General features: G+C 60.6%; 16 protein-coding genes. 2 read left to right on the top strand and 14 right to left on the bottom strand.

Annotated elements, in window-relative coordinates:
- Positions 1 to 60: 60 nt before the first annotated feature.
- The 11 genes from hemE to BLW70_RS07180 form a co-directional block, all read right to left on the bottom strand.
- Positions 61 to 1128 carry a uroporphyrinogen decarboxylase gene (hemE, locus tag BLW70_RS07235; RefSeq protein WP_074872923.1) on the bottom strand — a complete coding sequence of 356 codons (1068 nt, stop codon included), beginning with the start codon at positions 1126 to 1128 and terminating at the stop codon, positions 61 to 63.
- Positions 1129 to 1380: 252 nt separating this feature from the next.
- Positions 1381 to 2799 (bottom strand): FAD-dependent oxidoreductase, encoded by a 1419-nt coding sequence (locus tag BLW70_RS07230; protein ID WP_008149580.1) that lies wholly within the window; start codon positions 2797 to 2799, stop codon positions 1381 to 1383.
- 33 nt (positions 2800 to 2832) lie between these two features.
- Positions 2833 to 7278 (bottom strand): glutamate synthase large subunit, encoded by a 4446-nt coding sequence (gene gltB / locus BLW70_RS07225; RefSeq protein ID WP_074872920.1) that lies wholly within the window; start codon positions 7276 to 7278, stop codon positions 2833 to 2835.
- Positions 7279 to 7628: 350 nt separating this feature from the next.
- Positions 7629 to 9227, bottom strand: coding sequence for an AAA family ATPase (locus BLW70_RS07215; RefSeq protein WP_074872917.1), 1599 nt, complete (start codon positions 9225 to 9227; stop codon positions 7629 to 7631).
- Between the two features lie 10 nt (positions 9228 to 9237).
- The gene (aroB, locus tag BLW70_RS07210) at positions 9238 to 10338 is read right to left on the bottom strand and encodes a 3-dehydroquinate synthase (protein WP_074872914.1); all 1101 of its coding nucleotides are present in this window, start codon (positions 10336 to 10338) and stop codon (positions 9238 to 9240) included.
- Positions 10339 to 10489: 151 nt separating this feature from the next.
- Positions 10490 to 11008: a shikimate kinase AroK gene (aroK, locus tag BLW70_RS07205; RefSeq protein WP_010464421.1), complete on the bottom strand. Its 519-nt coding sequence runs from the start codon at positions 11006 to 11008 to the stop codon at positions 10490 to 10492.
- Positions 11009 to 11012: 4 nt separating this feature from the next.
- Positions 11013 to 13103, bottom strand: a complete 2091-nt coding sequence (pilQ, locus tag BLW70_RS07200; protein ID WP_074872911.1) for a type IV pilus secretin PilQ — start codon at positions 13101 to 13103, stop codon at positions 11013 to 11015.
- 13 nt (positions 13104 to 13116) lie between these two features.
- Positions 13117 to 13644: a pilus assembly protein PilP gene (locus BLW70_RS07195; RefSeq protein WP_074872908.1), complete on the bottom strand. Its 528-nt coding sequence runs from the start codon at positions 13642 to 13644 to the stop codon at positions 13117 to 13119.
- Positions 13641 to 14264, bottom strand: coding sequence for a type 4a pilus biogenesis protein PilO (gene pilO, locus BLW70_RS07190; protein ID WP_074872905.1), 624 nt, complete (start codon positions 14262 to 14264; stop codon positions 13641 to 13643). Before pilO ends, BLW70_RS07195 begins: the two co-directional genes overlap by 4 nt.
- A complete protein-coding gene (locus BLW70_RS07185; protein ID WP_074872902.1) occupies positions 14261 to 14827 on the bottom strand; it encodes a PilN domain-containing protein in 567 nt (188 codons plus the stop codon). Before BLW70_RS07185 ends, pilO begins: the two co-directional genes overlap by 4 nt.
- The gene (locus tag BLW70_RS07180) at positions 14827 to 15891 is read right to left on the bottom strand and encodes a pilus assembly protein PilM (RefSeq protein ID WP_074872899.1); all 1065 of its coding nucleotides are present in this window, start codon (positions 15889 to 15891) and stop codon (positions 14827 to 14829) included. Before BLW70_RS07180 ends, BLW70_RS07185 begins: the two co-directional genes overlap by 1 nt.
- Before the next feature lie 218 nt (positions 15892 to 16109).
- Here BLW70_RS07180 and BLW70_RS07175 point away from each other — a divergent pair, with 218 nt between their 5' ends.
- Positions 16110 to 18551, top strand: a complete 2442-nt coding sequence (locus BLW70_RS07175; protein ID WP_371916910.1) for a penicillin-binding protein 1A — start codon at positions 16110 to 16112, stop codon at positions 18549 to 18551.
- 229 nt (positions 18552 to 18780) lie between these two features.
- Here the strand turns inward: BLW70_RS07175 and BLW70_RS07170 are convergent, their stop codons facing one another.
- The 3 genes from BLW70_RS07170 to rpmE all read right to left on the bottom strand — a co-directional run bounded on the left by BLW70_RS07170 (position 18781) and on the right by rpmE (position 21278).
- Positions 18781 to 20049: a malic enzyme-like NAD(P)-binding protein gene (locus BLW70_RS07170; RefSeq protein WP_008149557.1), complete on the bottom strand. Its 1269-nt coding sequence runs from the start codon at positions 20047 to 20049 to the stop codon at positions 18781 to 18783.
- Between the two features lie 183 nt (positions 20050 to 20232).
- Positions 20233 to 21033, bottom strand: a complete 801-nt coding sequence (locus BLW70_RS07165; RefSeq protein WP_074872893.1) for a thermonuclease family protein — start codon at positions 21031 to 21033, stop codon at positions 20233 to 20235.
- A gap of 14 nt (positions 21034 to 21047) precedes the next feature.
- On the bottom strand, positions 21048 to 21278 hold the full coding sequence (gene rpmE, locus BLW70_RS07160; RefSeq protein WP_008149553.1) for a 50S ribosomal protein L31: 231 nt from the start codon (positions 21276 to 21278) through the stop codon (positions 21048 to 21050).
- A gap of 302 nt (positions 21279 to 21580) precedes the next feature.
- Here rpmE and BLW70_RS07155 point away from each other — a divergent pair, with 302 nt between their 5' ends.
- Positions 21581 to 23800: a primosomal protein N' gene (locus tag BLW70_RS07155; RefSeq protein WP_074872891.1), complete on the top strand. Its 2220-nt coding sequence runs from the start codon at positions 21581 to 21583 to the stop codon at positions 23798 to 23800.
- Positions 23801 to 23957 lie beyond the last annotated feature (157 nt).

The raw sequence follows: 23957 nt of genomic DNA, 5'->3' as shown, positions 1-23957 counted from the left end.
CTGTGGGAGCGAGCAGGCTCACTCCCACAGAAAAGCAGGGTGTTGGTTAACCCGCGACGATCACTCGTGATACTGCGCCGACAGTTCATGCACCGCGCGCAGGAAGGCGCCGGCGTGTTCCGGGTCGACTTCGGGCGTGATGCCATGGCCAAGGTTGAACACGTGGCCGCTGCCCTTGCCGTAGCTGGCGAGGATGCGGCCGACTTCGGTGCGAATGGCTTCTGGCTTGGCGTACAGCACCGTCGGGTCCATGTTGCCTTGCAGGGCGACTTTGCTGCCAACGCGATCACGGGCGCTGCCAATGTCGCAGGTCCAGTCCAGGCCCAATGCGTCAGCGCCAGCGTCAGCAATGCTTTCGAGCCACAGGCCGCCGTTCTTGGTGAACAGGATGACCGGCACTTTGCGGCCTTCGTGTTCACGGATCAGGCCCCTGACGATTTTGCGCATGTAGGCCAGGGAGAATTCCTGGTACGCCGCCGCCGAAAGGCTGCCACCCCAACTGTCGAAGATCTGCACCGCTTGCGCCCCGGCCATGATCTGGCCGTTGAGGTAGCTGGTGACCGTCTGCGCGAGCTTGTCCAGCAACAGGTGCAAGGCTTGCGGGTTGTCGTAGAGCATGGTTTTGGTCTTGCGGTAGTCTTTCGACGAGCCGCCTTCGACCATGTAGGTGGCCAGGGTCCATGGGCTGCCGGCGAAGCCGATCAGCGGCACACGGCCGTTCAGTTCGCGGCGGATGGTGCTGACCGCGTCCATGACGTAGCCGAGGTCTTTGTGCGGATCAGGAATCGGCAGCGCTTCGATGTCAGCCATCGTGCTGATGACTTTCTTGAAGCGCGGACCTTCACCGGTTTCGAAGTACAGGCCTTGGCCCATGGCATCGGGAATGGTCAGGATGTCGGAGAACAGGATCGCCGCGTCCAGTTGTGGGTAGCGGTCGAGCGGCTGCATCGTGACTTCGCAAGCGAACTCCGGGTTCATGCACAGGCTCATGAAGTCGCCGGCCTTGGCACGGCTGGCGCGGTATTCCGGCAGGTAGCGACCGGCCTGACGCATCATCCACACGGGGGTGACGTCTACGGGTTGCTTGAGCAGGGCGCGAAGGAAACGGTCGTTCTTCAGGGCAGTCATGTCGGCATCCGGAAAAAAAGTGCGGGCATTTTCTCAGAGCGCGACGCAAAAGGCACGGTTGCAGGTCAGCCTTTTGTCTATCGGGTCAATTTGTCGCGGTGGAACACTGTCTTCGCCACACCATAAAACGACTGTGGGAGTGAGCCTGCTCGCGATAGCGGAGTGTCAGTCAGTACATCTGGTGACTGATTCACCGCTATCGCGAGCAGGCTCGCTCCCACAGGGTTACTGCATTTCAGTTCAGGATCGGGGTTAAACGCCCAGATAATCCAGGATCCCTTCGGCGGCATTGCGGCCTTCGAAGATCGCCGTCACCACCAGGTCAGAACCGCGAACCATATCACCACCGGCGAAGATTTTCGGGTTGCTGGTCTGATGCTTGTACTGACCTTGCTCCGGGGCCACGACGCGGCCCTGGCTGTCGGTCTGGATGCTGTGCTGTTCGAACCACGACGCCGGGCTTGGACGGAAACCGAACGCAATGACCACGGCATCAGCCGGGATGATCTCTTCGGAACCCGGGATCGGCTCGGGGCTGCGACGGCCACGGGCGTCCGGTTCGCCGAGACGGGTCTCGACCACCTTCACGCCTTCGACACGGTCTTCACCGACGATCGCGATCGGCTGGCGGTTGTAGAGGAATTTCACGCCTTCTTCCTTGGCGTTCTTCACCTCTTTGCGCGAGCCCGGCATGTTCGCTTCGTCACGACGATAAGCGCAGGTCACCGACTTGGCGCCCTGGCGAATCGACGTACGGTTGCAGTCCATCGCCGTGTCGCCGCCACCCAGTACCACCACCTTCTTGCCTTTCATGTCGACGAAATCTTCCGGCGATTTTTCAAAGCCCAGGTTGCGGTTGACGTTGGCGATCAGGAAATCCAGCGCGTCATGCACGCCCGGCAAATCCTCACCGGCAAAGCCACCCTTCATGTAGGTGTAGGTACCCATGCCCATGAACACGGCATCGTATTCTTCGAGCAGTTGCTCGACGGTCACGTCCTTGCCCACTTCGGTGTTCAGACGGAACTCGATGCCCATGCCGGTGAAGACTTCGCGACGATTGCTCAGCACGGTCTTTTCCAGCTTGAACTCGGGGATGCCGAAGGTCAGCAAGCCGCCGATTTCCGGGTTCTTGTCGAACACCACCGGGGTCACGCCGCCGCGTACCAGCACGTCGGCACAGCCCAGGCCTGCCGGGCCTGCGCCGATCACCGCAACACGCTTGCCGGTCGGTATGACCTTGGACATGTCCGGACGCCAGCCCATGGCGAACGCGGTGTCGGTGATGTACTTCTCGACCGAACCGATGGTCACCGCGCCGAAGCCGTCGTTAAGGGTGCAGGCACCCTCGCACAGACGATCCTGCGGGCACACCCGGCCACAGACTTCCGGCAGGGTGTTGGTCTGGTGCGACAGCTCGGCGGCCTGGAGGATGTTGCCCTCGGCCACCAGCTTCAGCCAGTTCGGAATGAAGTTGTGCACCGGGCACTTCCATTCGCAATACGGGTTACCGCAACCCAGGCAGCGGTGGGCCTGATCGGCCGAGTGCTGGGGTTTGAAGGGTTCGTAGATCTCCACGAACTCTTTCTTGCGTTGACGCAACAGTTTCTTCTTCGGATCCTTGCGCCCGACATCGATGAACTGGAAGTCGTTATTCAGACGTTCAGCCATTGTTAAAACCTCATCAAACTCTTCAGGCGCATATCACTGCGGGTTGGCACGGGTGCTGGAAAGCAACGATTTCAGGTTGGCAGCCTTGGGCTTGACCAGCCAGAAACGGCGCAGATAGTCATCGAGGTTTTCAGCGAGGTTACGACCCCACTCGCTGTCGGTTTCCTCGACGTATTCGTTCAGCACGCGTTGCAGGTGGCTGCGATAGGCTTCCATCGCCTCACCGCTGATCCGCTGGATTTCCACCAGTTCGTGGTTGACCCGGTCAACGAAGGAGTTGTCCTGGTCGAGCACGTAGGCGAAACCGCCGGTCATGCCTGAGCCGAAGTTGTAACCGGTCTTGCCCAATACGCAGACGAAACCACCGGTCATGTACTCGCAGCAGTGATCGCCCGTGCCTTCCACAACCGTGTGAGCACCGGAGTTACGCACCGCGAAACGCTCGCCTGCGGTACCGGCGGCGAACAGCTTGCCGCCAGTGGCGCCGTACAGGCAGGTGTTGCCGATGATGGCACTGTCCTGAGTCTTGTAGACGCTGCCCTTGGGCGGAACGATGACCAGTTTGCCGCCGGTCATGCCTTTGCCGACGTAGTCGTTGGCGTCGCCTTCCAGGTACATGTTCAGGCCGCCAGCGTTCCACACACCGAAGCTCTGACCGGCCGTCCCTTTGAAGCGGAAGGTGATCGGCGCATTCGCCATGCCTTGGTTGCCATGCTTGCGAGCGATTTCACCGGAGATCCGCGCGCCGATCGAACGGTCGCAGTTGCAGATATCCAGCGCGAAATCGGCGCCGCTCATGTCGTTGATGGCCGAGGTGGCCATCTCGACCATTTTCTCGGCCAGCAGGCCTTTGTCGAACGGTGGGTTGCGGTCGACCTGGCAGAACTGAGGCTTGTCTGCCGGGATGTGATCGCTGCCCAGCAACGGCGTCAGGTCCAGGTGTTGCTGCTTGGCGGTCTGGCCTTCGAGGATGTCCAGCAGATCGGTACGACCGATCAGCTCTTCGAGGGAGCGCACGCCCAGCTTGGCCAGCCACTCACGGGTTTCTTCGGCGACGTAGGTGAAGAAATTCACCACCATGTCGACGGTCCCGATGTAGTGATCCTTGCGCAGCTTCTCGTTCTGAGTCGCGACGCCGGTGGCGCAGTTGTTCAGGTGACAGATGCGCAGGTATTTGCAGCCAAGGGCGATCATTGGCGCGGTGCCGAAGCCGAAGCTTTCAGCGCCGAGGATCGCTGCCTTGATCACGTCGAGGCCGGTTTTCAGGCCACCGTCGGTTTGTACCCGCACTTTGCCGCGCAGATCGTTGCCGCGCAGGGTCTGGTGGGTTTCGGCCAGGCCGAGTTCCCACGGGGCGCCCGCGTATTTGATCGAGGTCAGCGGCGATGCACCGGTACCGCCGTCGTAGCCGGAAATGGTGATCAAGTCCGCGTAGGCCTTGGCCACACCGGCAGCGATGGTGCCGACGCCCGCTTCTGCAACCAGCTTCACCGAGACCAGCGCCTTCGGGTTGACTTGTTTCAGGTCGAAAATCAGCTGCGACAAGTCTTCGATCGAGTAGATGTCGTGGTGCGGTGGAGGCGAGATCAGGGTCACGCCCGGCACTGCGTACCGCAGCTTGGCGATCAGACCGTTGACCTTGCCGCCGGGCAGCTGACCACCTTCGCCGGGCTTGGCGCCCTGAGCGACTTTGATCTGCAGCACTTCAGCGTTGACCAGGTATTCCGGGGTCACACCGAAACGACCAGTCGCGACTTGTTTGATTTTCGAGCTCTTGATGGTGCCGTAACGCGCCGGGTCTTCGCCGCCTTCGCCGGAGTTGGAACGCGCACCGAGGCGGTTCATCGCTTCGGCGAGGGCTTCGTGAGCTTCCGGCGACAAGGCGCCGAGGGAGATGCCCGCAGAGTCAAAGCGCTTGAGCACTGATTCCAGCGGTTCGATCTCGCTGATGTCCAGCGGCGTGTCCAGGGTTTTGACTTTGAACATGTCACGGATCATCGACACCGGACGGTTGTCCACCAGCGCCGTGTATTCCTTGAACTTGCTGTAGTCGCCCTGCTGCACAGCGGCTTGCAGGGTGTTGACCACGTCCGGGTTGTACGCGTGATATTCGCCACCGTGGACGAACTTCAGCAAACCACCCTGCTGGATTGGCTTGCGCGGGCTCCAGGCTTCGGCCGCCAGGGCTTTCTGCTCGGCTTCGATGTCGACGAAACGCGCACCTTTGATGCGGCTTGGCACGCCACGGAAGCTCAGCTCGCAGACTTCTTCGGACAGGCCGATGGCCTCGAACAGCTGCGCACCGCGGTACGAAGTGATGGTCGAGATACCCATCTTCGACAGGATCTTCAACAGGCCTTTGGTGATGCCTTTGCGGTAGTTCTTGAACACCTCATAGAGGTCGCCCAGCACTTCACCGGTACGGATCAGGTCGCCCAGCACTTCATAGGCCAGGAACGGATAGACCGCCGAGGCGCCGAAACCGATCAACACGGCAAAGTGGTGCGGATCGCGAGCCGTCGCGGTTTCCACGAGGATGTTAGAGTCGCAACGCAGGCCTTTTTCGGTCAGGCGATGGTGCACCGCCCCGGTGGCCAGGGAGGCGTGGATCGGCAACTTGCCCGGGGCAATGTGACGGTCACTCAGCACGACCTGGGTACGACCGGAGCGCACGGCTTCTTCAGCCTGATCAGCCACGTTGCGGATCGCCGCTTCGAGGCCGACGCTTTCGTCGTAATTGAGGTCGATGATCGTGCGCTCGAAGCCCGGACGATCGAGGTTCATCAGCGAGCGCCACTTGGCCGGGGAAATGACCGGCGAGCTGAGGATCACGCGCGAGGCGTGTTCCGGCGACTCCTGGAAGATATTGCGCTCGGCACCGAGGCAGATCTCCAGCGACATGACGATGGCTTCACGCAGCGGGTCGATCGGCGGGTTGGTGACCTGCGCGAATTGCTGGCGGAAATAGTCGTACGGCGTGCGCACGCGCTGGGACAGCACGGCCATCGGCGTATCGTCGCCCATCGAGCCGACGGCTTCGTAGCCTTGCTCGCCGAGCGGACGCAGCACCTGATCACGTTCTTCGAAAGTGACCTGGTACATCTTCATGTACTGCTTGAGCTGGTCAACGTCGTAGAACGCCGAACCGTGGTCGTTATCTTCCATGGTCGCCTGGATGCGCAGGGCATTCTTGCGCAGCCATTGCTTGTACGGATGACGGGACTTCAAGCGGTTGTCGATGGCGTCGGTGTCGAGAATCTGGCCGGTTTCGGTGTCCACGGCAAAGATCTGACCCGGGCCAACGCGGCCCTTGGCGAGCACGTCTTCAGGCTGGTAGTTCCAGACACCGATTTCCGAGGCCAGGGTGATGAAACCGTTCTTGGTGGTGACCCAACGCGCCGGACGCAGACCGTTACGGTCGAGCAGGCACACCGCGTAGCGACCGTCGGTCATGACCACGCCGGCCGGACCGTCCCACGGCTCCATGTGCATCGAGTTGTATTCGTAGAACGCACGCAGGTCCGGGTCCATGGTTTCGACGTTCTGCCACGCAGGCGGAATGATCATCCGCACGCCACGGAACAGGTCGATGCCACCGGTGACCATCAACTCGAGCATGTTGTCCATGCTGGAGGAGTCGGAACCGACACGGTTGACCAGCGGGCCGAGTTCTTCCAGGTCCATCAGGTCATTGGTGAACTTGGTGCGACGGGCCACGGCCCAGTTGCGGTTACCGGTGATGGTGTTGATCTCGCCGTTGTGCGCGAGGAAGCGGAACGGCTGGGCCAGCGGCCATTTCGGCAGGGTGTTGGTCGAGAAGCGCTGGTGGAACACGCAAATCGAGGTCTGCAGGCGCTGGTCGCTGAGGTCTGGATAGAAGGCGGTCAAATCCGCCGGCATCATCAGGCCTTTATAAATGATGGTCTTGTGCGAAAAGCTGCAGACGTAGTGATCGGCGTCGGCGGCGTTGGCCACGGACGAGCGACGACGGGAGGTGAACAGCTTGACGGCCATGTCCTGATCGCTCAGGCCATCACCGGCGATGAACACTTGTTCGATCTGCGGCAGGCGTTCAAGGGCCAGGCGACCGAGGACGCTGGTGTCGATCGGCACTTTGCGCCAGCCGACGAGGGTCAGGCCAGCAGCGAGGATCTCGCGGTTCATGTTCTCGCGAGCGGCTTCGGCTTTGACCGGGTCCTGGTTGAAGAAGACCATGCCCACTGCATATTGCTTGGGCAGTTCGACGCCGAAGGTTTCCTGGGCGATGGCTCGCAGGAACACGTCCGGCTTTTGAATCAGCAGACCGCAACCGTCACCGGTCTTGCCGTCGGCGTTGATCCCACCGCGGTGGGTCATGCAGGTCAGGGCCTCGATGGCCGTTTGCAAAAGGGTATGACTGGGCTCGCCCTGCATATGGGCTATCAGGCCGAAACCGCAGTTATCCTTGAATTCATCTGGTTGGTACAGACCTGCTTTCATAGACACTTTCTCACCAGGCTGCCTCTTGTCGAGGCAAATTTCTTTTCAATTCAACCACTTACCATCCGCGCCGAACGTACGCCAGCTTTGCGGGGGCAAAAGGGAGGTCATTGTACACACCGACACGGAGGCTCACAAATTTGACGACGAACTGTCGCAAATCTATGTCGCATTTGTGAAAGGTTTAAAGCGATATGCTGTGCTAGTCAAAACTTTTTTAATTTTGACCGCAACGACTCAAAGACTACTGTGACGCAGACACCACAAGGCACGCGGTCTGTAGAGACGGCATGCGCTTGTAGAAATTTTGAGGTGCTTGGAGAGGCGGCCTGGGTAAGGCCGCCGAATCTTCAGCGAGTTGTTGCCAGTTCCTGTTGGACGCTGGCGACAGTGCGAGGCCAAGGTTTACCAGCCTGAACCTTCGCTGGCAAGGCCTTGATAGCGGTAACGGCTGCATCGCGGTTGGCGAAGCTACCGTAGGTGATGACGTAAAGCGGCTTGCCGTTGAGGACTTTCTTGAAATAACGGTACTCGCCGCCCTGCTCCTTGACGAAGGATTGCGCGGCCGCTTCGGAACTGGTGCCGAGGATCTGCACCACGTAGTTACCCGGCGCTTGCGCTGAGTACCAGGTGCCGCCGGCAGCCTTGGCCACGGTGGCTGGTTTCTCGGCAGGCTTGGCGGCTGCGGCGGCTGGCTTGGCTGGCACTGGAGCGGGAGCCGGCTTCACGGCAGGCGCAACCGGGACTGGCTTGGCCGTCGCGACCTGAGTCGGCGCAGGCACAGGCTTGGCGGCAGGTGCCGGTGCCGGGCCAGGCTGGATGCCCGCAGGCGGCGCGGTGGTCGTCACGGTCGGCGGTGTAGCGCTCGAACCTTCGACCGGCACACCGTCATCGCCTTCGGTGATGCCACCGGCGGCTTCGGCCAGCGGACCGCGCATGACCGGCTGCGAGTTGCCGACCAGCGGCAATGGCATCGGCTGCGAGTTACCGGCGAATTCGACGGCAGGCGCGCCGCCGCTGTCAGGTTGTGGCGTGCCCTGGCCGAGCGGCAGTTGCGCCTGTTCATTGGCAGGCGCGCCGGTGGTCGGTGCCTTGCTGCGACCCGGCATCAACCAGGCGGCGGCTACCGCGACCACGACAACGGCGGATATCGCCAATACGTGTTTCTTCGGCATGTTGAACCCCATACTTGGACGCTTCACCGCTGAGCGGCTGGCAATCATGGCTTCGATCATTGCATCGCGGGCAACCTGGTTGATGGTGCCAGGCCAACCGTCGGAGCTTTCGTGAATATCAGAGATCTGATCTGCGGTGAAAAGTTCGATACCCCGGCCGGCGCCTTCGAGACGCTGTTCCAGATACTCGCGGGTTTCTTCTTCGGTGTAAGGCTGCAACTCGATGACGTGGAAACGCTCTTCCTCGAGGCTCAGCGCATCCAGTTGAGCGATCAGCGACGACTCGCCGAACAGGAACACATGCGGGCGACCTTCCGGTGCACCGGCAGCCAGGGCCAGCAAGGCTTCCAGCGCGGATTCGTCAAGCTGCTCGGCGTCATCCACCAGCAAATAGACTTCCTGCCCCGTCAACGCAAGTTGCACCACTTGGGCCAGAATCGCGCCGATCTCGGCCTGGGCGACGTTCAGCGCCTGGGCCACCTGACGCAGCACGCCGGCCGCATCACCGGCGCCACGGGCGGAAACCACCACGCTCTGCACCGACTGTTTGTTGGTGCTGGCCACCAAGGCCTGACGCAACAGCGTCTTGCCACTGCCTTGCGGGCCCGTGACGACCAGCAACAACTGACTGTAGCGTGCCAGGTGATGCAGTTGCCCCAGCACCGGTTTGCGCTGGGCCGGGAAGAATTTGAAGCCAGGCACCCGTGGAGAAAAAGGGTCATGACTCAACTGGTAATGGCCGAGGAAAGCCTCGTCGGCGTGCAAACTAGTCATCGGGATCTTATTAACCTTTAAGCTGAGCCAGAGCGCGGTAATCCGCTCCCAGCGTGGCCTGTAAAACCTCTTTCGGATAATCGTCGGTCACCACCGCTTCGCCCATGTGGCGCAGCAGCACCAGGCGCAAACGACCGTCGATCACTTTCTTGTCAATTGCCATGTGTTCGAGAAAATCGGCTTCAGTCATCTCTTCTGGCGGGATAACCGGCAGGCCGGCACGCTGGAACAGACGAATGCCGCGATCGCGTTCCTGTTCGCTGATCCAGCCCAGGCGCGTGGACATTTCCAAGGCCATTACGGTGCCAGCAGCGACCGCCTCACCATGTAGCCAGACACCATAGCCCATGTGGGTTTCGATGGCGTGGCCGAAGGTGTGACCCAGGTTGAGCGTGGCGCGAACACCGGTCTCCCGCTCGTCGGCACCGACCACCGCAGCCTTGGCCGCGCAAGAGCGCTCGATGGCGTAGGTCAGGGCGACCTGGTCCAGGGCGCGCAGGCGATCGACGTTTTCTTCGAGCCAGGTCAGAAACGGTTCGTCGCAGATCAGCCCGTATTTGATGACCTCGGCAAGCCCGGCGGAGAGTTCCCGGGCCGGCAGGGTATTGAGGGTCGCGGTATCGATCAGCACCACGTTCGGCTGATAGAAAGCGCCGACCATGTTCTTGCCCAACGGATGGTTGATCCCGGTCTTGCCGCCTACCGAGGAGTCGACTTGCGACAACAGTGTGGTCGGGATCTGGATGAAATCGACACCACGCTGATAGCAGGCGGCAGCAAAACCGGCCATGTCACCAATCACGCCACCACCGAGGGCGATGACCGTGGTACGGCGGTCGTGCCGCGCGGTCAGCAATCCGTCGAAAATCAGTTGCAGGGTTTCCCAGGTCTTGAACGCTTCACCGTCCGGCAATACCACGGAAACCACCGAGAACTGCGCGAGGCTGCGGGTCAGACGCTCGAGATAGAGCGGCGCAACGGTCTCGTTGGAGATGATCGCCACTTGCCGTCCACGGATATGCGGGGCCAGCAGCTCCAGCTGATCCAACAAACCTTCGCCAATATGAATCGGGTAGCTGCGCTCGCCTAGATCGACCTTGAGTGTCTGCATGTGTCCCCACAGTGAAGATGGAATCAGGCGTCCTGCCTTGAGTTAACGTATGTCCACAGCGTCTGCTGGTGTGACGCCGTTCGGTAGCCATCTGCCACAACCTTGAGCGGCCACGACAGGACGCCGAGGATAGCGCATTTCGCGCTGCGCTTTAACGGGGAGGTAGCTGCTGCAAGCGTTCGAGAATATCGAGCACGACCATACGCGGCGGCCGCTCATCGGTTTCCACCACCAGATCGGCAATTTCCCGATAAAGCGGATCGCGGATCGCCAGCAGATCCCGAAGGGTCTTGGCCGGATCGGCAGTACGCAACAGGGGGCGATTGCGATCGCGGGACGTGCGGCCCACTTGCTGCTCGACAGACGCATGCAGATAGACCACTCGCCCCCCGGCGTGCAGCGCCCGGCGATTGGCCTCGCGCATCACCGCGCCGCCACCGGTCGCCAGCACCACGCCGTCGCACCCGCACAGCTCGGCAATCATCGCCTGCTCGCGGTCACGAAAGCCTGGTTCGCCTTCCTTATCGAAGATCCACGGGATATTGGCGCCCGTGCGCAATTCAATTTCCTTATCGGAATCTTTGAACGGCAGGCGCAGCTCTTTGGCCAGCAACCGGCCGATGGTGCTTTTTCCAGCCCCCATCGGTCCAACAAGAATCAAATTTCGCACAGAATCAACGACTCACAGCAATCGCCTGGTTATTCATGATACGCGGTGTGAGAAACACCAACAGCTCGGATTTTTTCTCCGAAACCACGTCACGCCGGAAAAGGCGGCCAAGATACGGCACATCGCCGAGAAATGGCACCTTATCTACAACCTTGCTCTGAGTATTTGAGAAAACCCCGCCAATGACGATGGTCTCGCCGTCGTTGACCAGGACCTTGGCATTGACCTCGTTTTTCTTGATCGGCGGCACATCCTGCACCTTGTTCAGGTAGTCCGGTTCGTCCTTGGTGACCTTGACCTCCATGATGATCCGGTTGTCCGGCGTGATCTGTGGCGTCACTTCCAGAGACAGCGAGGCCTCCTTGAACGACACCGACGTTGCGCCGCTGGAGCTGGCTTCCTGATAGGGAATCTCCGTGCCCTTGAGGATTTTCGCGGTTTCCTTGTCCGAGGTGACCACCTTGGGCTGCGAAACGATTTCGCCGTTGCCGGTCTTCTCCATGGCCGTCAGCTCGAGATCCAGCAACACATTGTCGGTGATGAAGGCGATCCCGAGCCCCGAGGTATTGCCGGCGGCACCCAGGTCGACGAATGGCGAGTTGGTGCTGGTGCTGCCAGGCGTACCGATGGTCGATGAAGCATTCGCCCCACTATTACTGACACCCGAGGTGTTCCAGTTGCCCTTGTTCTGGATCGATCCGCCCCAGCGCACGCCGAGGCTTTTGTCATAGTCGACGTTGGCTTCGACGATCCGTGCTTCGATCATCACCTGACGCACCGGGATATCCAGTTGCGCGACGATACGGCGCAGTTCGTCGAGGCGGTTCTGGGTCTGGTAGGCAATGATGTTGTTGGTCCGCTCATCCACGGTGATCGAGCCCCGCTCGTCGACTTTCGACTCGACACTGGTGACCGACTGGAACAGCTTGGCGATATCGGCAGCTTTGGCGTAGTTGACTTGCAACAGCTCGCGACGCAGGGGCGCGAGGTCAGCAATCTGCTTCTGCGACTCCAGTTCCTGACGCTCGCGGGCGGCAATTTCATCGGCCGGCGCCACCAGCAAAACGTTACCGATCTTGCGTTTATCCAGGCCCTTGGTTTTCAACACCAGATCCAGCGCCTGATCCCACGGTACGTTCTGCAAGCGCAGGGTGATACCGCCCTGCACCGTGTCGCTGGCCACCAGATTGAGGTTGGTGAAATCGGCGATCAGTTGCAGCACCGAACGCACATCAATGTCCTGGAAATTCAGCGAAAGCTTTTCACCGGTGTAGGCGAAGCGTTCGGTGTTGCGTTTCTGCAAGTCATCGGCGGTCATCGGCCGGATGCTGACGGTCAGCTTGTTGTCGGTCTGGTAAGTCGAATAATCGAAGGCGCCGCTGGGTTCAATGCTGATCGTGGCCCGATCGCCCGTGGCGCTGGCGTTGACGAACTGCACCGGGGTGGCGAAATCCTTGACGTCCAGACGAACACGTAACGGTTCAGGCAATCGGGTCCTGGGGAAATCGAGAATGATCTTGCCGTCGCGCTCCTGAATGTCCGGGGCAATGGAAGGGTCCGACAGATCGATGACCACATTGCCTTCGCCCTGGGTGCCGCGCTGGAAATCCACACCCCGGATGGCCTTGCCTGCCGGCGCATAGGCTTTCGCCGGGGCTGGCGTTGCAGTCGCTGCACGCGGCGTTTTGGGCGCCGGGCTGGAGGCCGTTTTGTTGGCGCCTTGCCCGACGACCACCAACAGCGTGTTGCCTTCGACCCGTGCGTTGTAAGGCGTCAACTGGGTCAGATTGATGATCAGCCGCGCACGGTCCTTGGCTTGCACCACCGTCGCGCTGCGGGCATTTCCGCCGCCCAGTTCACGATTTTTGCTTTTCAACTGACTGACGACACCAGGCAGATCCAGCGCAATCCGTGCCGGCGATTGCGTGGTGTAACCCTGAGGCGACGGTGGCGGCCCATCGAACGACAACTTCAACTCGACGCGGTCCCCCGGCAACGCCGCAACATCCAGCGCTTCAAGGTTGGCCGCTAGTACCATCGGCGACAGCAACGCTATCCATAGCGAAGTACCGAAGGTTGAGAAAATCCTGTTCATTATTCGAGTTCCACTATGAGTGTTCTTTCAAAGGGATGGTCCGCGGCCGCTCCAGCCAGGCGCCTTCGCCGTCGGGAACGATTTCGACCACATCGACCTGCGAACCACTGATGGCGACGATCCTCCCATCGTTACGCCCCAGGTAATCGCCGACTTTCAACCGATGCACCCCGCCCGCCCCGCGCAGCAGCGCGAAGGAACCGGTCGCATTGGCGATCGTTCCGACCATTTCAAACTGCTCGATGTTGAAACCTTCGAGGTACTGCTTGACCCGATTCGGATCAGGTTTGACGTTTCGCGAGCCGTGTTTCTGGCCGGCCAGATCGACTCTGATCTGTCGGGAAAACGGGCTTCGCAGGTTGGCGGCGCTGTAGGTGAATGTTGGGTAAGACCGAAATGTCGGCGTTGGTTCAATCTTGCCGGGCGCACGCAACCGCATTTCGTTCATGTAGGCATCCAGGTCGCTGAAATCATTGTCGCCGCCGCAACCGGCCAGGCCGGCGACCAACACAACCATCGACAAGCAACGAATCGGGCTCATTTTTGCAGCCCCTTGTCGTTGTAGCGGTAGGTCTTGGCGAGGATTCTCATGCGCAACTTCGAGCCACCTTCCGGGTTGGCCGGTGCAAGGTCAAAGTCATGCAGGGTGACAATCCGGGGCAGCCCGGCGACACCGCTGACGAAGGTGGCCAGGTCATGATAGGCGCCGGTGACGGTGATCTGGATCGGTAGCTCGATGTAGAACTGCTGTGTGTTCTCCGGTAGCAGTTTGATCTCTTCGAACTCCAGGCCACTGCCCAGGCCGGTGCGAGTGATGTCCTCCAGCAGGCCGGGCACTTCGGTGTCGCTGGGCAATTGCCGCAGAAGTACGCCAAAGGAGTTCTCCATTTCCTTCATCTGCTGCGTATACAGCTCCAGATTCGCCGCCATATGGGCCTTGTTGGCGAATTGCTCCTTGAGGGCCGACTCTTCCTCGCGCTTGAGTTCGAGGTGACTCTGAAGGTCGCTGATGGAAAAACTGTAGCCCAGCGAAAGCACCAGCATCATGAGCAGGATACCCGCCAGTGCCTTGATGGCTGGCGGCCAGGAACCCATGTTATTGGTGTCCAGGTCATTGATGTCGATCTTGCGCAAGCTTTCGAACCAGTCAGACAGCCTCATTTGCCGCCCTCCGCAGCGGCGGGCTGGGTCTGACGAACGGTCAGCTGAAAGACGTTGGCCTGATCCAGCTGACCGGCGGTCATCGCCTTGACTTCCGTGAGGCTGGGCGCATCGAACCAATCGGACGCATCCAGATTGCGCATCAGGTCCGAGACACGATTGTTGGACTCGGCCGCTCCGGTGATGGACAAGGATTTGCCGGCCATGTTCACCTCAGTGAAATACACGCCGTCGGGCAGCGTCCGCGCCAGCTGATCGAAAATACGTCCGCTGATCGGCCGGTTGCCTTGCAGGTCCTGGATGATGCGCATGCGCTCGACCAGTTGCTGGCGACGCGCCTTCAAATCGCTGATCTGTTTGATCCGCTCATCAACCACGGCAATCTGTTTGCCGATGTAATCGTTTCGAGCCACTTGCCGATCGATAGCGCCACTGATGGCCTGGTTCGCGATGAGCACAGCACCCACAGCCCCTACGATCACACCGACCAGCGCCAGCAGAAAGCGTTTGCGGCGCACTTCACGCAGCTCTTCGCGCCAGGGTAAAAGATTGATCCGTGCCATCAGTCGAAACTCCTGAGGGCCAGCCCGCAGGCGATCATCAGTGCCGGCGCATCGCTGGCCAAGGCACCGGCGTTGACCTTGCTGCTCAGTGTCATGTCGGAAAAGGGGTTGGCCACTTGCGTCGGCGTACCCAATCGTTGCTCGATCAAGCGGTCCAGCCCCGGGACCGATGCGGTACCGCCAGCCAACAGAATGTGATCGACCGAGCTGTACTGACCGGAGGCGAAGAAAAACTGCAACGAACGCGACACCTGTTGCACCAGCGCATCGCGAAACGGCTGTAACACCTCAATGACGTAATCGTCCGGCAAACCACCCTGTTTCTTCGCCAGCCCCGCCTGCTCGATGGTCAGGCCATAGCGTCGCTGGATTTCTTCCGTGAGTTGACGACCGCCGAACAATTGCTCGCGGGTGTAGATGATCCGCCCCTGGTGCAGCACGCTCAGGGTGGTCATGGTGGCGCCGATATCGACCACCGCTACCGTGAAACGCTCCTGAGAGGCAGCCAGCTGTCTCGCCAGCAATCCGTAGGAACGCTCCAGCGCATAGGCCTCCACGTCGACCACGCGAGCTGTCAGGCCAGCCAGGGCCAGGGCCGCTTCCCGGACCTCGACGTTTTCCTTGCGACAGGCCGCCAGCAGCACGTTGACCCGCTCGGGGTTGCGCGCAGAAACGCCCTGGACCTCAAAGTCGATGGCCACTTCGTCCAATGGATAAGGGATGTATTGATCGGCCTCGATCTTCAGCTGGTTTTCCATTTCGTCGTCGGAAAGACCGGCGTCCATCTCGATGGTCTTGGTAATCACCGCCGAACCGGCTACGGCCACGGCGACGTTCCTGAGGTTGGTCCTGGCCTTGAGCAACACGCGGGCGAGCGCCTGCCCTACGCCTTCGAGCTCGGCGATATTTTTCTCGACCACCGCATTAGTGGGTAAAGGTTCCACCGCATAGGCCTCGACCCGATAACGGTCGCCTTGGCGGCTTAGCTCCAGAAGCTTGACCGACGTGGAGCTGATGTCGATCCCCAGAAGCGTATTGGCTTTCTTATTGAAGAGTCCTAGCACTACCAATTCCCTATGACTATCCGTGTCTTACGGACTCTGTAATATCCATTGCGTTCAAACCACCCGTCTTGACAGCAGCGCAAATCACGCTCCCGCCGGAAAAATGCTTATAATGCCCAGCGCTTTTTTCCGGTTTTTACTTCAAGTGCGGGTCGTTTCCTGTTTATCTGAACCCTGATGCCTAATTCATTCTTTGCCCTGGATGTCCAAAAGCCTTGATTCGTCTGCTGAAATTTTTCGGTTGGTCCATCGTCGCCGTTTTCTGCGGACTGCTCCTCGGTCTTAGCGGCGCCTTTCTCTACCTTAGTCCGGGATTACCATCCGTGGAGGCTCTGAGAAGCATCCAGTTGCAGATTCCTTTGCGGGTCTACAGCAGCGACAACAAGCTGATCGCAGAATTTGGCGAAATGCGCCGCACACCGATCCGGTTCGCCGACATTCCGCCCAATTTCATTAATGCGTTACTAAGTGCTGAAGACGACAACTTCGCCAATCATTACGGTGTCGATCCTGGCAGCCTGATGCGCGCGGCCACCCAGTTGATAAAAAGCGGACACATTCAGTCCGGTGGCAGCACCATCACCATGCAGGTGGCGAAGAATTTCTTCCTGACCAGCGAACGCAGCTTCTCGCGCAAAACCACTGAAATTCTCCTGGCCCTGCAGATTGAACGGCAGTTGACCAAGGACGAGATTCTCGAGTTGTACGTCAACAAGATCTATCTGGGCAACCGTGCTTATGGCATCGAGGCCGCCGCGCAGGTTTACTACGGCAAGTCGATTCGTGATGTCAGCCTGGCGCAGATGGCGATGATCGCCGGCCTGCCAAAAGCCCCTTCGCGCTTCAACCCGCTGGCCAATCCGGCCCGCAGCAAGGAGCGACGCGACTGGATCCTTGGGCGCATGTACAAGCTCGGCAAAATCACCGAAGCCGACTACACGACCGCGATCAACGAACCGCTGAACGCCAGTTATCACGTGCCGACCCCGGAAGTGAACGCACCGTACATCGCTGAAATGGCCCGCGCCGAAATGGTCGGCCGTTATGGCAGCGACGCCTATACCGAGGGTTTCCGCGTCACCACCACGGTGCCGAGCAACCTGCAGGAAATGGCCAACACCGCACTCCATGAAGGGTTGATGACCTACGACCAGCGCCATGGTTATCGCGGACCGGAGTCGCGCCTGCCGGGCAAGACTCGCGAGGCCTGGACAACCGAGCTGACCAAGCAACGCACCATCAGCAGCCTTGAGCCCGCCATCGTCACCCAGGTCGACAAGACCGGCCTGCAAGTGCTGACCCGTACCGGTGAGGAACATGTCAGCTGGGACACCATGAAATGGGCGCGGCCGTTCCTCAACACCAACAGCATGGGCGCCAACCCGAAACAGCCTTCGGACGTCGCCCAGGTCGGCGACCTGATTCGTGTGCAGCGCCAGCCAGACAACTCGCTGAAATTCAGTCAGATCCCACAGGTTCAGGGCGCCCTGGTTTCCCTCGATCCGCAGAACGGTGCAATTCGTTCCCTGGTCGGCGGCTTCGCCTTCGAACAGAGCAACTACAACCGCGCCATGCAGGCCAAGCGCCAGCCGGGCTCGAGCTTCAAGCCGTTCGTCTACAGTGCAGCGCTGGATAACGGCTACACCGCCGCCAGCCTGGTGAACGACGCACCGATCGTGTTCGTCGACGAGTACCTGGACAAAGTCTGGCGCCCAAAGAACGATACCAACACCTTCCTCGGCCCGATCCGCATGCGCGAGGCGCTCTACAAGTCGCGCAACCTGGTGTCGATCCGCTTGCTGCAAGCGCTGGGCGTTGACCGCACCATCGACTACATCAGCAAGTTCGGCTTCAACAAGCAGGACCTGCCACGCAACCTGTCCCTGGCCCTGGGCACCGCGACGCTGACGCCAATGGAAATCGCTACCGGCTGGAGCACTTTCGCCAACGGCGGCTACAAGATCACCCCCTACATCATCGACAAGATCGAAAGCCGCAATGGCGACACGCTGTTCGTCGCCAACCCGCCGAGCGTCCCCAAAGGCAACGTCGTCACCGACGGTATCGCTGCCCCTGTCGCGGCCAACGCCTTCACCGTCAGCGCCACCCCCGGCGAAGCGCTGACCGCACAGCCAGCACCACAAACGCCGGCCGTGGCCGAGCGCATCGTCGATGGCCGCACCACTTACATCCTCAACAGCATGCTCGAGGACGTCATCAAACTCGGCACCGGCCGCCGCGCCCTGGCCTTGGGCCGTAGCGACATTGCGGGCAAGACCGGTACCACCAACGAGTCCAAGGATGCCTGGTTCTCCGGGTACAACGCCGATTATGTGACCACGGTCTGGACCGGTTTCGACCAGCCTGAAAGCCTGGGTCGCAAGGAGTTCGGCGGTACCGTCGCCCTGCCGATCTGGATGAGCTACATGGGCGCCGCACTCAAAGACCTGCCGCCCCACACGCAGCCGGAGCCGGAAGGCATCCTCAGTCTGCGAGTCGACCCGATCAGCGGCCGTGCAGCCAGCCCAGGCACGCCAGGCGCCTACTTCGAGCTGTTCAAGGCCGAAGACACGCCACCGTCGGCAAACGAGCTGGGCAACGGCATTGCGCCGGGAAGCCCACTGCCAGCGGATGAAGCGGCGCCGATCGATTTGTTCTGATCGCCTGGAGCTGCAAAAAGCCCCGACTTCGAAAGAAGAGCGGGGCTGATCGTTCCCACGCTCTGCGTGGGAATGCCTCAAGGGACGCTCTGCGTTCCAGCTCTGGAAAGGGACGCGGAGCGTCCCGGGCTGCATCCCACGCAGAGCGTGGGAACGATCGGCGACCCTCAGACATAAAAAAGCCCCGACTCGCAAGAGCCGGGGCTTTGGGTTGAAGCGCTACAACGACTTAGCCGTTGAACACGTCATCCACGCTTTTCAGCGGGTAGTTCTTCGGATACGGCAGGGTCGCTACGCCGGTCTCGATTGCAGCCTTGGCCACGGCATCGGAGATCACGGTGATCAGGCGGGCATCCATTGGTTTCGGAATGATGTACTCACGACCGAATTCCAGCTTGATGCCGCCGTAGGCGTCGCACACTTCCTGTGGAACCGGCAGTTTGGCCAGTTCACGAAGGGCGTTGGCCGCAGCCACTTTCATTTCTTCGTTGATGCGCTTGGCGCGAACGTCCAGGGCACCACGGAAGATGAACGGGAAGCCCAGCACGTTGTTGACCTGGTTCGGGTAGTCCGAACGGCCGGTGGCCATGATCACATCGTCACGGGTGGCGTGAGCCAGTTCCGGGGCGATTTCCGGATCAGGGTTGGAGCACGCGAACACGATCGGGTTGGCCGCCATGGACTTCAGGCCTTCAGCGCTCAGCAGGTTCGGGCCGGACAGGCCCACGAACACGTCCGCGCCTTTCAGGGCATCGGCCAGCGTGCGTTTTTCAGTCGAGTGAGCGAAAACAGCCTTGTACTGGTTCAGGTCGTCACGGCCGGAGTGGATCACGCCGGTACGGTCAACCATGAAGATGTTTTCGATGTTGGCACCCATGCTCACCAGCAGTTTCATGCAGGAGATGGCGGCAGCACCGGCGCCCAGGCAGACGATCTTGGCGTCGGCGAGGGTTTTGCCAGCGATTTCCAGGGCGTTGATCATGCCGGCCGCAGTAACGATCGCGGTGCCGTGCTGGTCATCGTGGAATACCGGAATGTCGCACTGCTCGATCAGAGCACGTTCGATCTCAAAGCACTCAGGTGCCTTGATGTCTTCCAGATTGATGCCACCGAAGGTGATGGAGATACGCTTGACGGTGTCGATGAAGGCTTGCGGGCTTTCGGAGTCGACTTCGATGTCGAAAACGTCGATGCCGGCGAAGCGCTTGAACAGCACGCCTTTACCTTCCATGACTGGCTTGGAAGCCAATGGGCCAAGGTTACCCAGGCCGAGAATTGCGGTGCCATCGGAAATGACTGCAACCAGGTTGCCTTTGCCGGTGTATTTGTAGGCCAGTTCAGGATCGCGGGCGATTTCGCGTACTGGTTCGGCTACGCCGGGGCTGTAGGCCAGCGACAGGTCGCGGGCGGTAGCGGTGGCCTTGGTGAGCTCGACACTCAGCTTCCCTGGACGGGGATGGGCGTGATATTCGAGAGCGGCAGTTTTCAGATCAGACATAGGGGCATTCCGCTTTTTACTGTTGGACAGACGGACCGCCGAGGATACTCGCCTCGCAAAGTCCTCACAAGACTGACCAGTCACCCCTGTCAAGCGCCCGGCCCTACGACTTTGGACCAAGAGCCGCGGAACACAAGGGATTGACTGTTCACAATCGACAGAAAAAATGTCTACAATTTTTTATCACTGCGCCAGCTGAAGCATCGCCGGGTCGGTCAAGGGCAAAAGCCAGCGCGCCTGCCCTTCTTTCAGTCCGCCACGCCGCGAGCGATCCAGCACCCAACCACGGGCCTCGATCTGCCTGCCCTTCAGCCGCTCGAGATTCGCCACATCGAACTGCCCCAGCAAATTGGGTGCAACGCGCAATACAACCGAATCCTGCAACTCGATCCAAATCCCGCCGCGATTGCGCTGAACCTTGCTCACACGGCCGCTGAGCACCGCGAATCCGGACGTGTTGATCTGCTCCGCTTTCAGCACAGGGGATTGACGCCACAACCCGAGTCCGGCCCGACGGGCACTGTGTTCCGCCGCTTGCTGGCAGTCGACCAGATCGACATTCGGCGCGACCGCCACCAGGAAACCGAGCCCTTCAGCAAGCATCTGCGCTTCAAGGTTGGCGCCATCGGCACCGTAGACATGGGCCAAGGTTCGGCCGTAATGGTCTTTGCTTTCTTTACCGGGCAGCAAACCGACCCGCCCATCATTGGCAGCCACCAGCGCTTCCAGGCGTTGGCGTGCCGCCACGGCGAACGGCTCGTCGGAACGGCCTTTCTTGCCCAGCTCCGGCGTATTCAAACCGATCATGCGCACGCTGCGGCCATCGCTCAGGCGCAGCGTGTCACCATCCACCACCCGCTGCACCACAACGGATGACAGCCCGCTCGGCGCCGGGCAGAAGGCCTGGGCACCGGAAAGCCAAATCGCAGACACAAAAAAGGCGCCCGCGAGGGACGCCTTTTTCATCAGCAAGGTAAAGCCCATGGGGCTTTGCAACCTTACTCTGCTGCAGCAGCAGGTTTCTTGCCGAAAGCACCGAAACGGTCTGCGAAGCGCTGTACACGGCCGCCAGTATCCAGAGTCTTCTGCTTACCGGTGTAGAACGGGTGGCACTCGTTGCATACGTCAGTACCCAGTGGCTTGCACAGGTTCGAACGAGTTTCGAACTTGTTGCCGCAGCTGCAAGTTACTTCGATGGTTTCGTACGCTGGATGGATATCGGCTTTCATGGTGTATTCCTCAGGCTAGTGTGCCGCCACTCAACACTATTGTTGAATACCGCACATAATTAGGCCGCGGATTCTACCAGACCTTCGCGATCACGCAAGCTGTCCCTTACACCGACCGTCTGCTAGGCTCGCGCCCCAAATGCTGATCATCTGCACGCAGACCTGTGGGAGCGGGCTTGCTCGCGAAAGCGTCCTGACAGTCAATGAAGATGCCGACTTTATAGGCCTCTTCGCGGGCAAGCCCGCTCCCACAGGGATTGCGCTCAGCCTTTCTTACTGCCCGCCCAGAGAGAATCCCCCGCGTGCCCGACGCCATTTTGCGCCTCGCCCTGCCTTCGCCGCTGCGCCGTCTGTTCGATTACCGTGCCCCGGCCGGAGTCCTGCGTGCCCAGTTGCAACCTGGCATGCGCCTGCGGGTGCCGTTCGGCCGACGGGAGATGATCGGGATTCTGGTGGAGGTCACCGACACCAGTGAAGTGCCGGTAGAAAAGCTCAAGCCGGCCCTGGCCCTGCTCGATGCCACACCGCCCCTGCCGCCAGCGCTGTTCAAGCTGTGCCTGTGGACGTCTCAGTATTACCAGCACAGCCTCGGCGACACTTTGAGCTGGGCGCTGCCGGTGTTGCTGCGTCAGGGTGAACTGGCCGAAGCACGGCAGGAACGCTTCTGGTCCGCCGCACCCGGCGCCAGCCTCGATGATCCGCGCATCGCTCGCGCCCCGCGTCAACGTGAGGCCCTGGCGACCCTGGCCCAGCATCCCCACGGTGTCGCCCATCAGTTGTTGAGCAAACTGATGTTGAGCAAGGACAGCCTGGATTTGCTGCTGGCCAAGGATCTGGTGCAAGTCGAAATCCGCAAGCACGCCCCCGACGCCCGCCACGAACACTGGCTGGCGCAGCCGGAACTGCCGCTCAACCCGGAGCAACGTGCGGCCTATGAGGCGATTCGCGCAGGCTTCGACAGTTATCACGCATTCCTGCTGGCCGGCGTCACCGGCAGCGGCAAGACCGAAGTCTATTTGCAGTTGATCCGCGAAACCCTCGAGGCCGGTAAACAAGCGCTGGTACTGATCCCGGAAATCAACCTCGGCCCGCAGACCCTGGCGCGCTTCGAGCAGCGTTTCAATGCGCGCATCGCGCTGATCCACTCGGCGGTCAATGACCGCGAGCGCCTCGAAGCCTGGCTCGCCGCCCGGGACGGTGACGCCGACATCATTATCGGCACCCGCTCGGCGCTGTTCACGCCGATGAAGAACCCCGGCCTGATCATCATCGATGAAGAGCACGACGGTTCCTATAAACAGCAGGAAGGCCTGCGCTATCACGCCCGCGACCTGGCATTGGTGCGCGCACGCCAGGAAAACATCCCGATTGTCCTCGGCTCCGCCACGCCTTCGCTGGAAAGCCTGCACAACGCCTACACCGGTCGATACGGGCTCTTACGCCTGAATGAGCGCGCCGGCGGCGCCAAGCAGCCGCGATTCCTGCGCCTGGACGTGAAAAGTCGTCCACTGGACAGCGGCATTTCCGGGCCGATGCAGCAGGCCATCGGCCAGACGCTGGCCGCCGGACAACAAGTGTTGGTGTTCCTCAACCGTCGCGGTTTTGCCCCGACCTTGCTCTGTCACGACTGTGGCTGGATGTCCGAGTGTCAGCGCTGCGATGCGCGCATGACCGTGCACCAGCGCTCCGGCGAACTGCGCTGCCACCATTGCGGCTACGTCGAACGCGTTCCTCGGCATTGCCCGAAATGCGGCAAGGTCGATTTGCGACCAGTCGGCGCCGGCACCGAACGCGCCGAAGAACGGTTGGGGATTTTGTTTCCGGACGTCCCGGTGCTGCGGGTCGACCGCGATAGCACTTCGCGTAAAGACGCGATGAATCAGCTGTTCACGACCATTCAGAAAGGCCAGCCGTGCATTTTGGTCGGCACGCAAATGCTTGCCAAAGGGCACCACTTTCCACGGGTGACGCTGGTATCGATTCTCGATGCCGACGGCGGGCTGTTCTCCGGCGACTTCCGCGCCAGCGAGCGCATGGCGCAGTTGATCGTCCAGGTGGCCGGGCGTGCGGGCCGGGCTGAAGAGCCGGGCAAAGTGATTATCCAGACGCACCTGGCCGACCATCCGCTGCTGGTGCAACTGACCGAACAGGGCTATTTCGCCTTTGCCGAACAGGCGTTGAGCGAACGCCGCTCCGCAGGGCTTCCGCCGTTTGCGCATCTCGCACTGCTGCGGGCCGAAGCGCATAAACCGGGGCAGGCCGAAGGCTTCCTCGATGAAGCGTGCAGCGAGGCCGAGCGTTTGCTGGCCGAGCAGAATCTGACCGGGATTGAGTTGCTGGGGCCAGTGCCGGCACCGATGGAGCGCCGGGCCGGGCGTTATCGCGCGCAGTTGTTGCTGCAAGCCACGGCCAGGGCGCCGCTGCATCGATTGCTGAGCAGTTGGTTGCTGGTGTTGGAGCAGATGCCGAGTGGGCGGGCGGTGCGCTGGTCGCTGGATGTGGATCCGGTCGATTTGTATTGAATTCAAGATCGCTATCGCGGGCAAGCCCGGCTCCCACAGGGATCTGCGTTGTTCACTTGCTCTACGTCATACCACTTACCCTGTGGGAGCGGGCTTGCCCGCGATAGCGGTCGATTTGTCACCACATATCCATAACCTGCCCGCTATAGTTGGCAAG

The organism is Pseudomonas frederiksbergensis (assembly GCF_900105495.1).
Classification (GTDB): domain Bacteria; phylum Pseudomonadota; class Gammaproteobacteria; order Pseudomonadales; family Pseudomonadaceae; genus Aquipseudomonas; species Aquipseudomonas frederiksbergensis.
Note: the sequence above shows the minus strand (reverse complement) of the source record. Positions and strands in the feature narration are given on the sequence as shown.

Coding starts and splice junctions, on each gene's coding strand:
- BLW70_RS07185 (WP_074872902.1), bottom strand. CDS start 14,827: ATGGCACGGATCAATCTTTTACCCTGGCGCGAAGAGCTGCGTGAAGTG.
- pilQ (WP_074872911.1), bottom strand. CDS start 13,103: ATGAACAGGATTTTCTCAACCTTCGGTACTTCGCTATGGATAGCGTTG.
- BLW70_RS07170 (WP_008149557.1), bottom strand. CDS start 20,049: ATGTCTGATCTGAAAACTGCCGCTCTCGAATATCACGCCCATCCCCGT.
- BLW70_RS07195 (WP_074872908.1), bottom strand. CDS start 13,644: ATGAGCCCGATTCGTTGCTTGTCGATGGTTGTGTTGGTCGCCGGCCTG.
- hemE (WP_074872923.1), bottom strand. CDS start 1,128: ATGACTGCCCTGAAGAACGACCGTTTCCTTCGCGCCCTGCTCAAGCAA.
- gltB (WP_074872920.1), bottom strand. CDS start 7,278: ATGAAAGCAGGTCTGTACCAACCAGATGAATTCAAGGATAACTGCGGT.
- BLW70_RS07230 (WP_008149580.1), bottom strand. CDS start 2,799: ATGGCTGAACGTCTGAATAACGACTTCCAGTTCATCGATGTCGGGCGC.
- BLW70_RS07215 (WP_074872917.1), bottom strand. CDS start 9,227: ATGACTAGTTTGCACGCCGACGAGGCTTTCCTCGGCCATTACCAGTTG.
- BLW70_RS07165 (WP_074872893.1), bottom strand. CDS start 21,033: ATGGGCTTTACCTTGCTGATGAAAAAGGCGTCCCTCGCGGGCGCCTTT.
- rpmE (WP_008149553.1), bottom strand. CDS start 21,278: ATGAAAGCCGATATCCATCCAGCGTACGAAACCATCGAAGTAACTTGC.
- pilO (WP_074872905.1), bottom strand. CDS start 14,264: ATGAGGCTGTCTGACTGGTTCGAAAGCTTGCGCAAGATCGACATCAAT.
- aroB (WP_074872914.1), bottom strand. CDS start 10,338: ATGCAGACACTCAAGGTCGATCTAGGCGAGCGCAGCTACCCGATTCAT.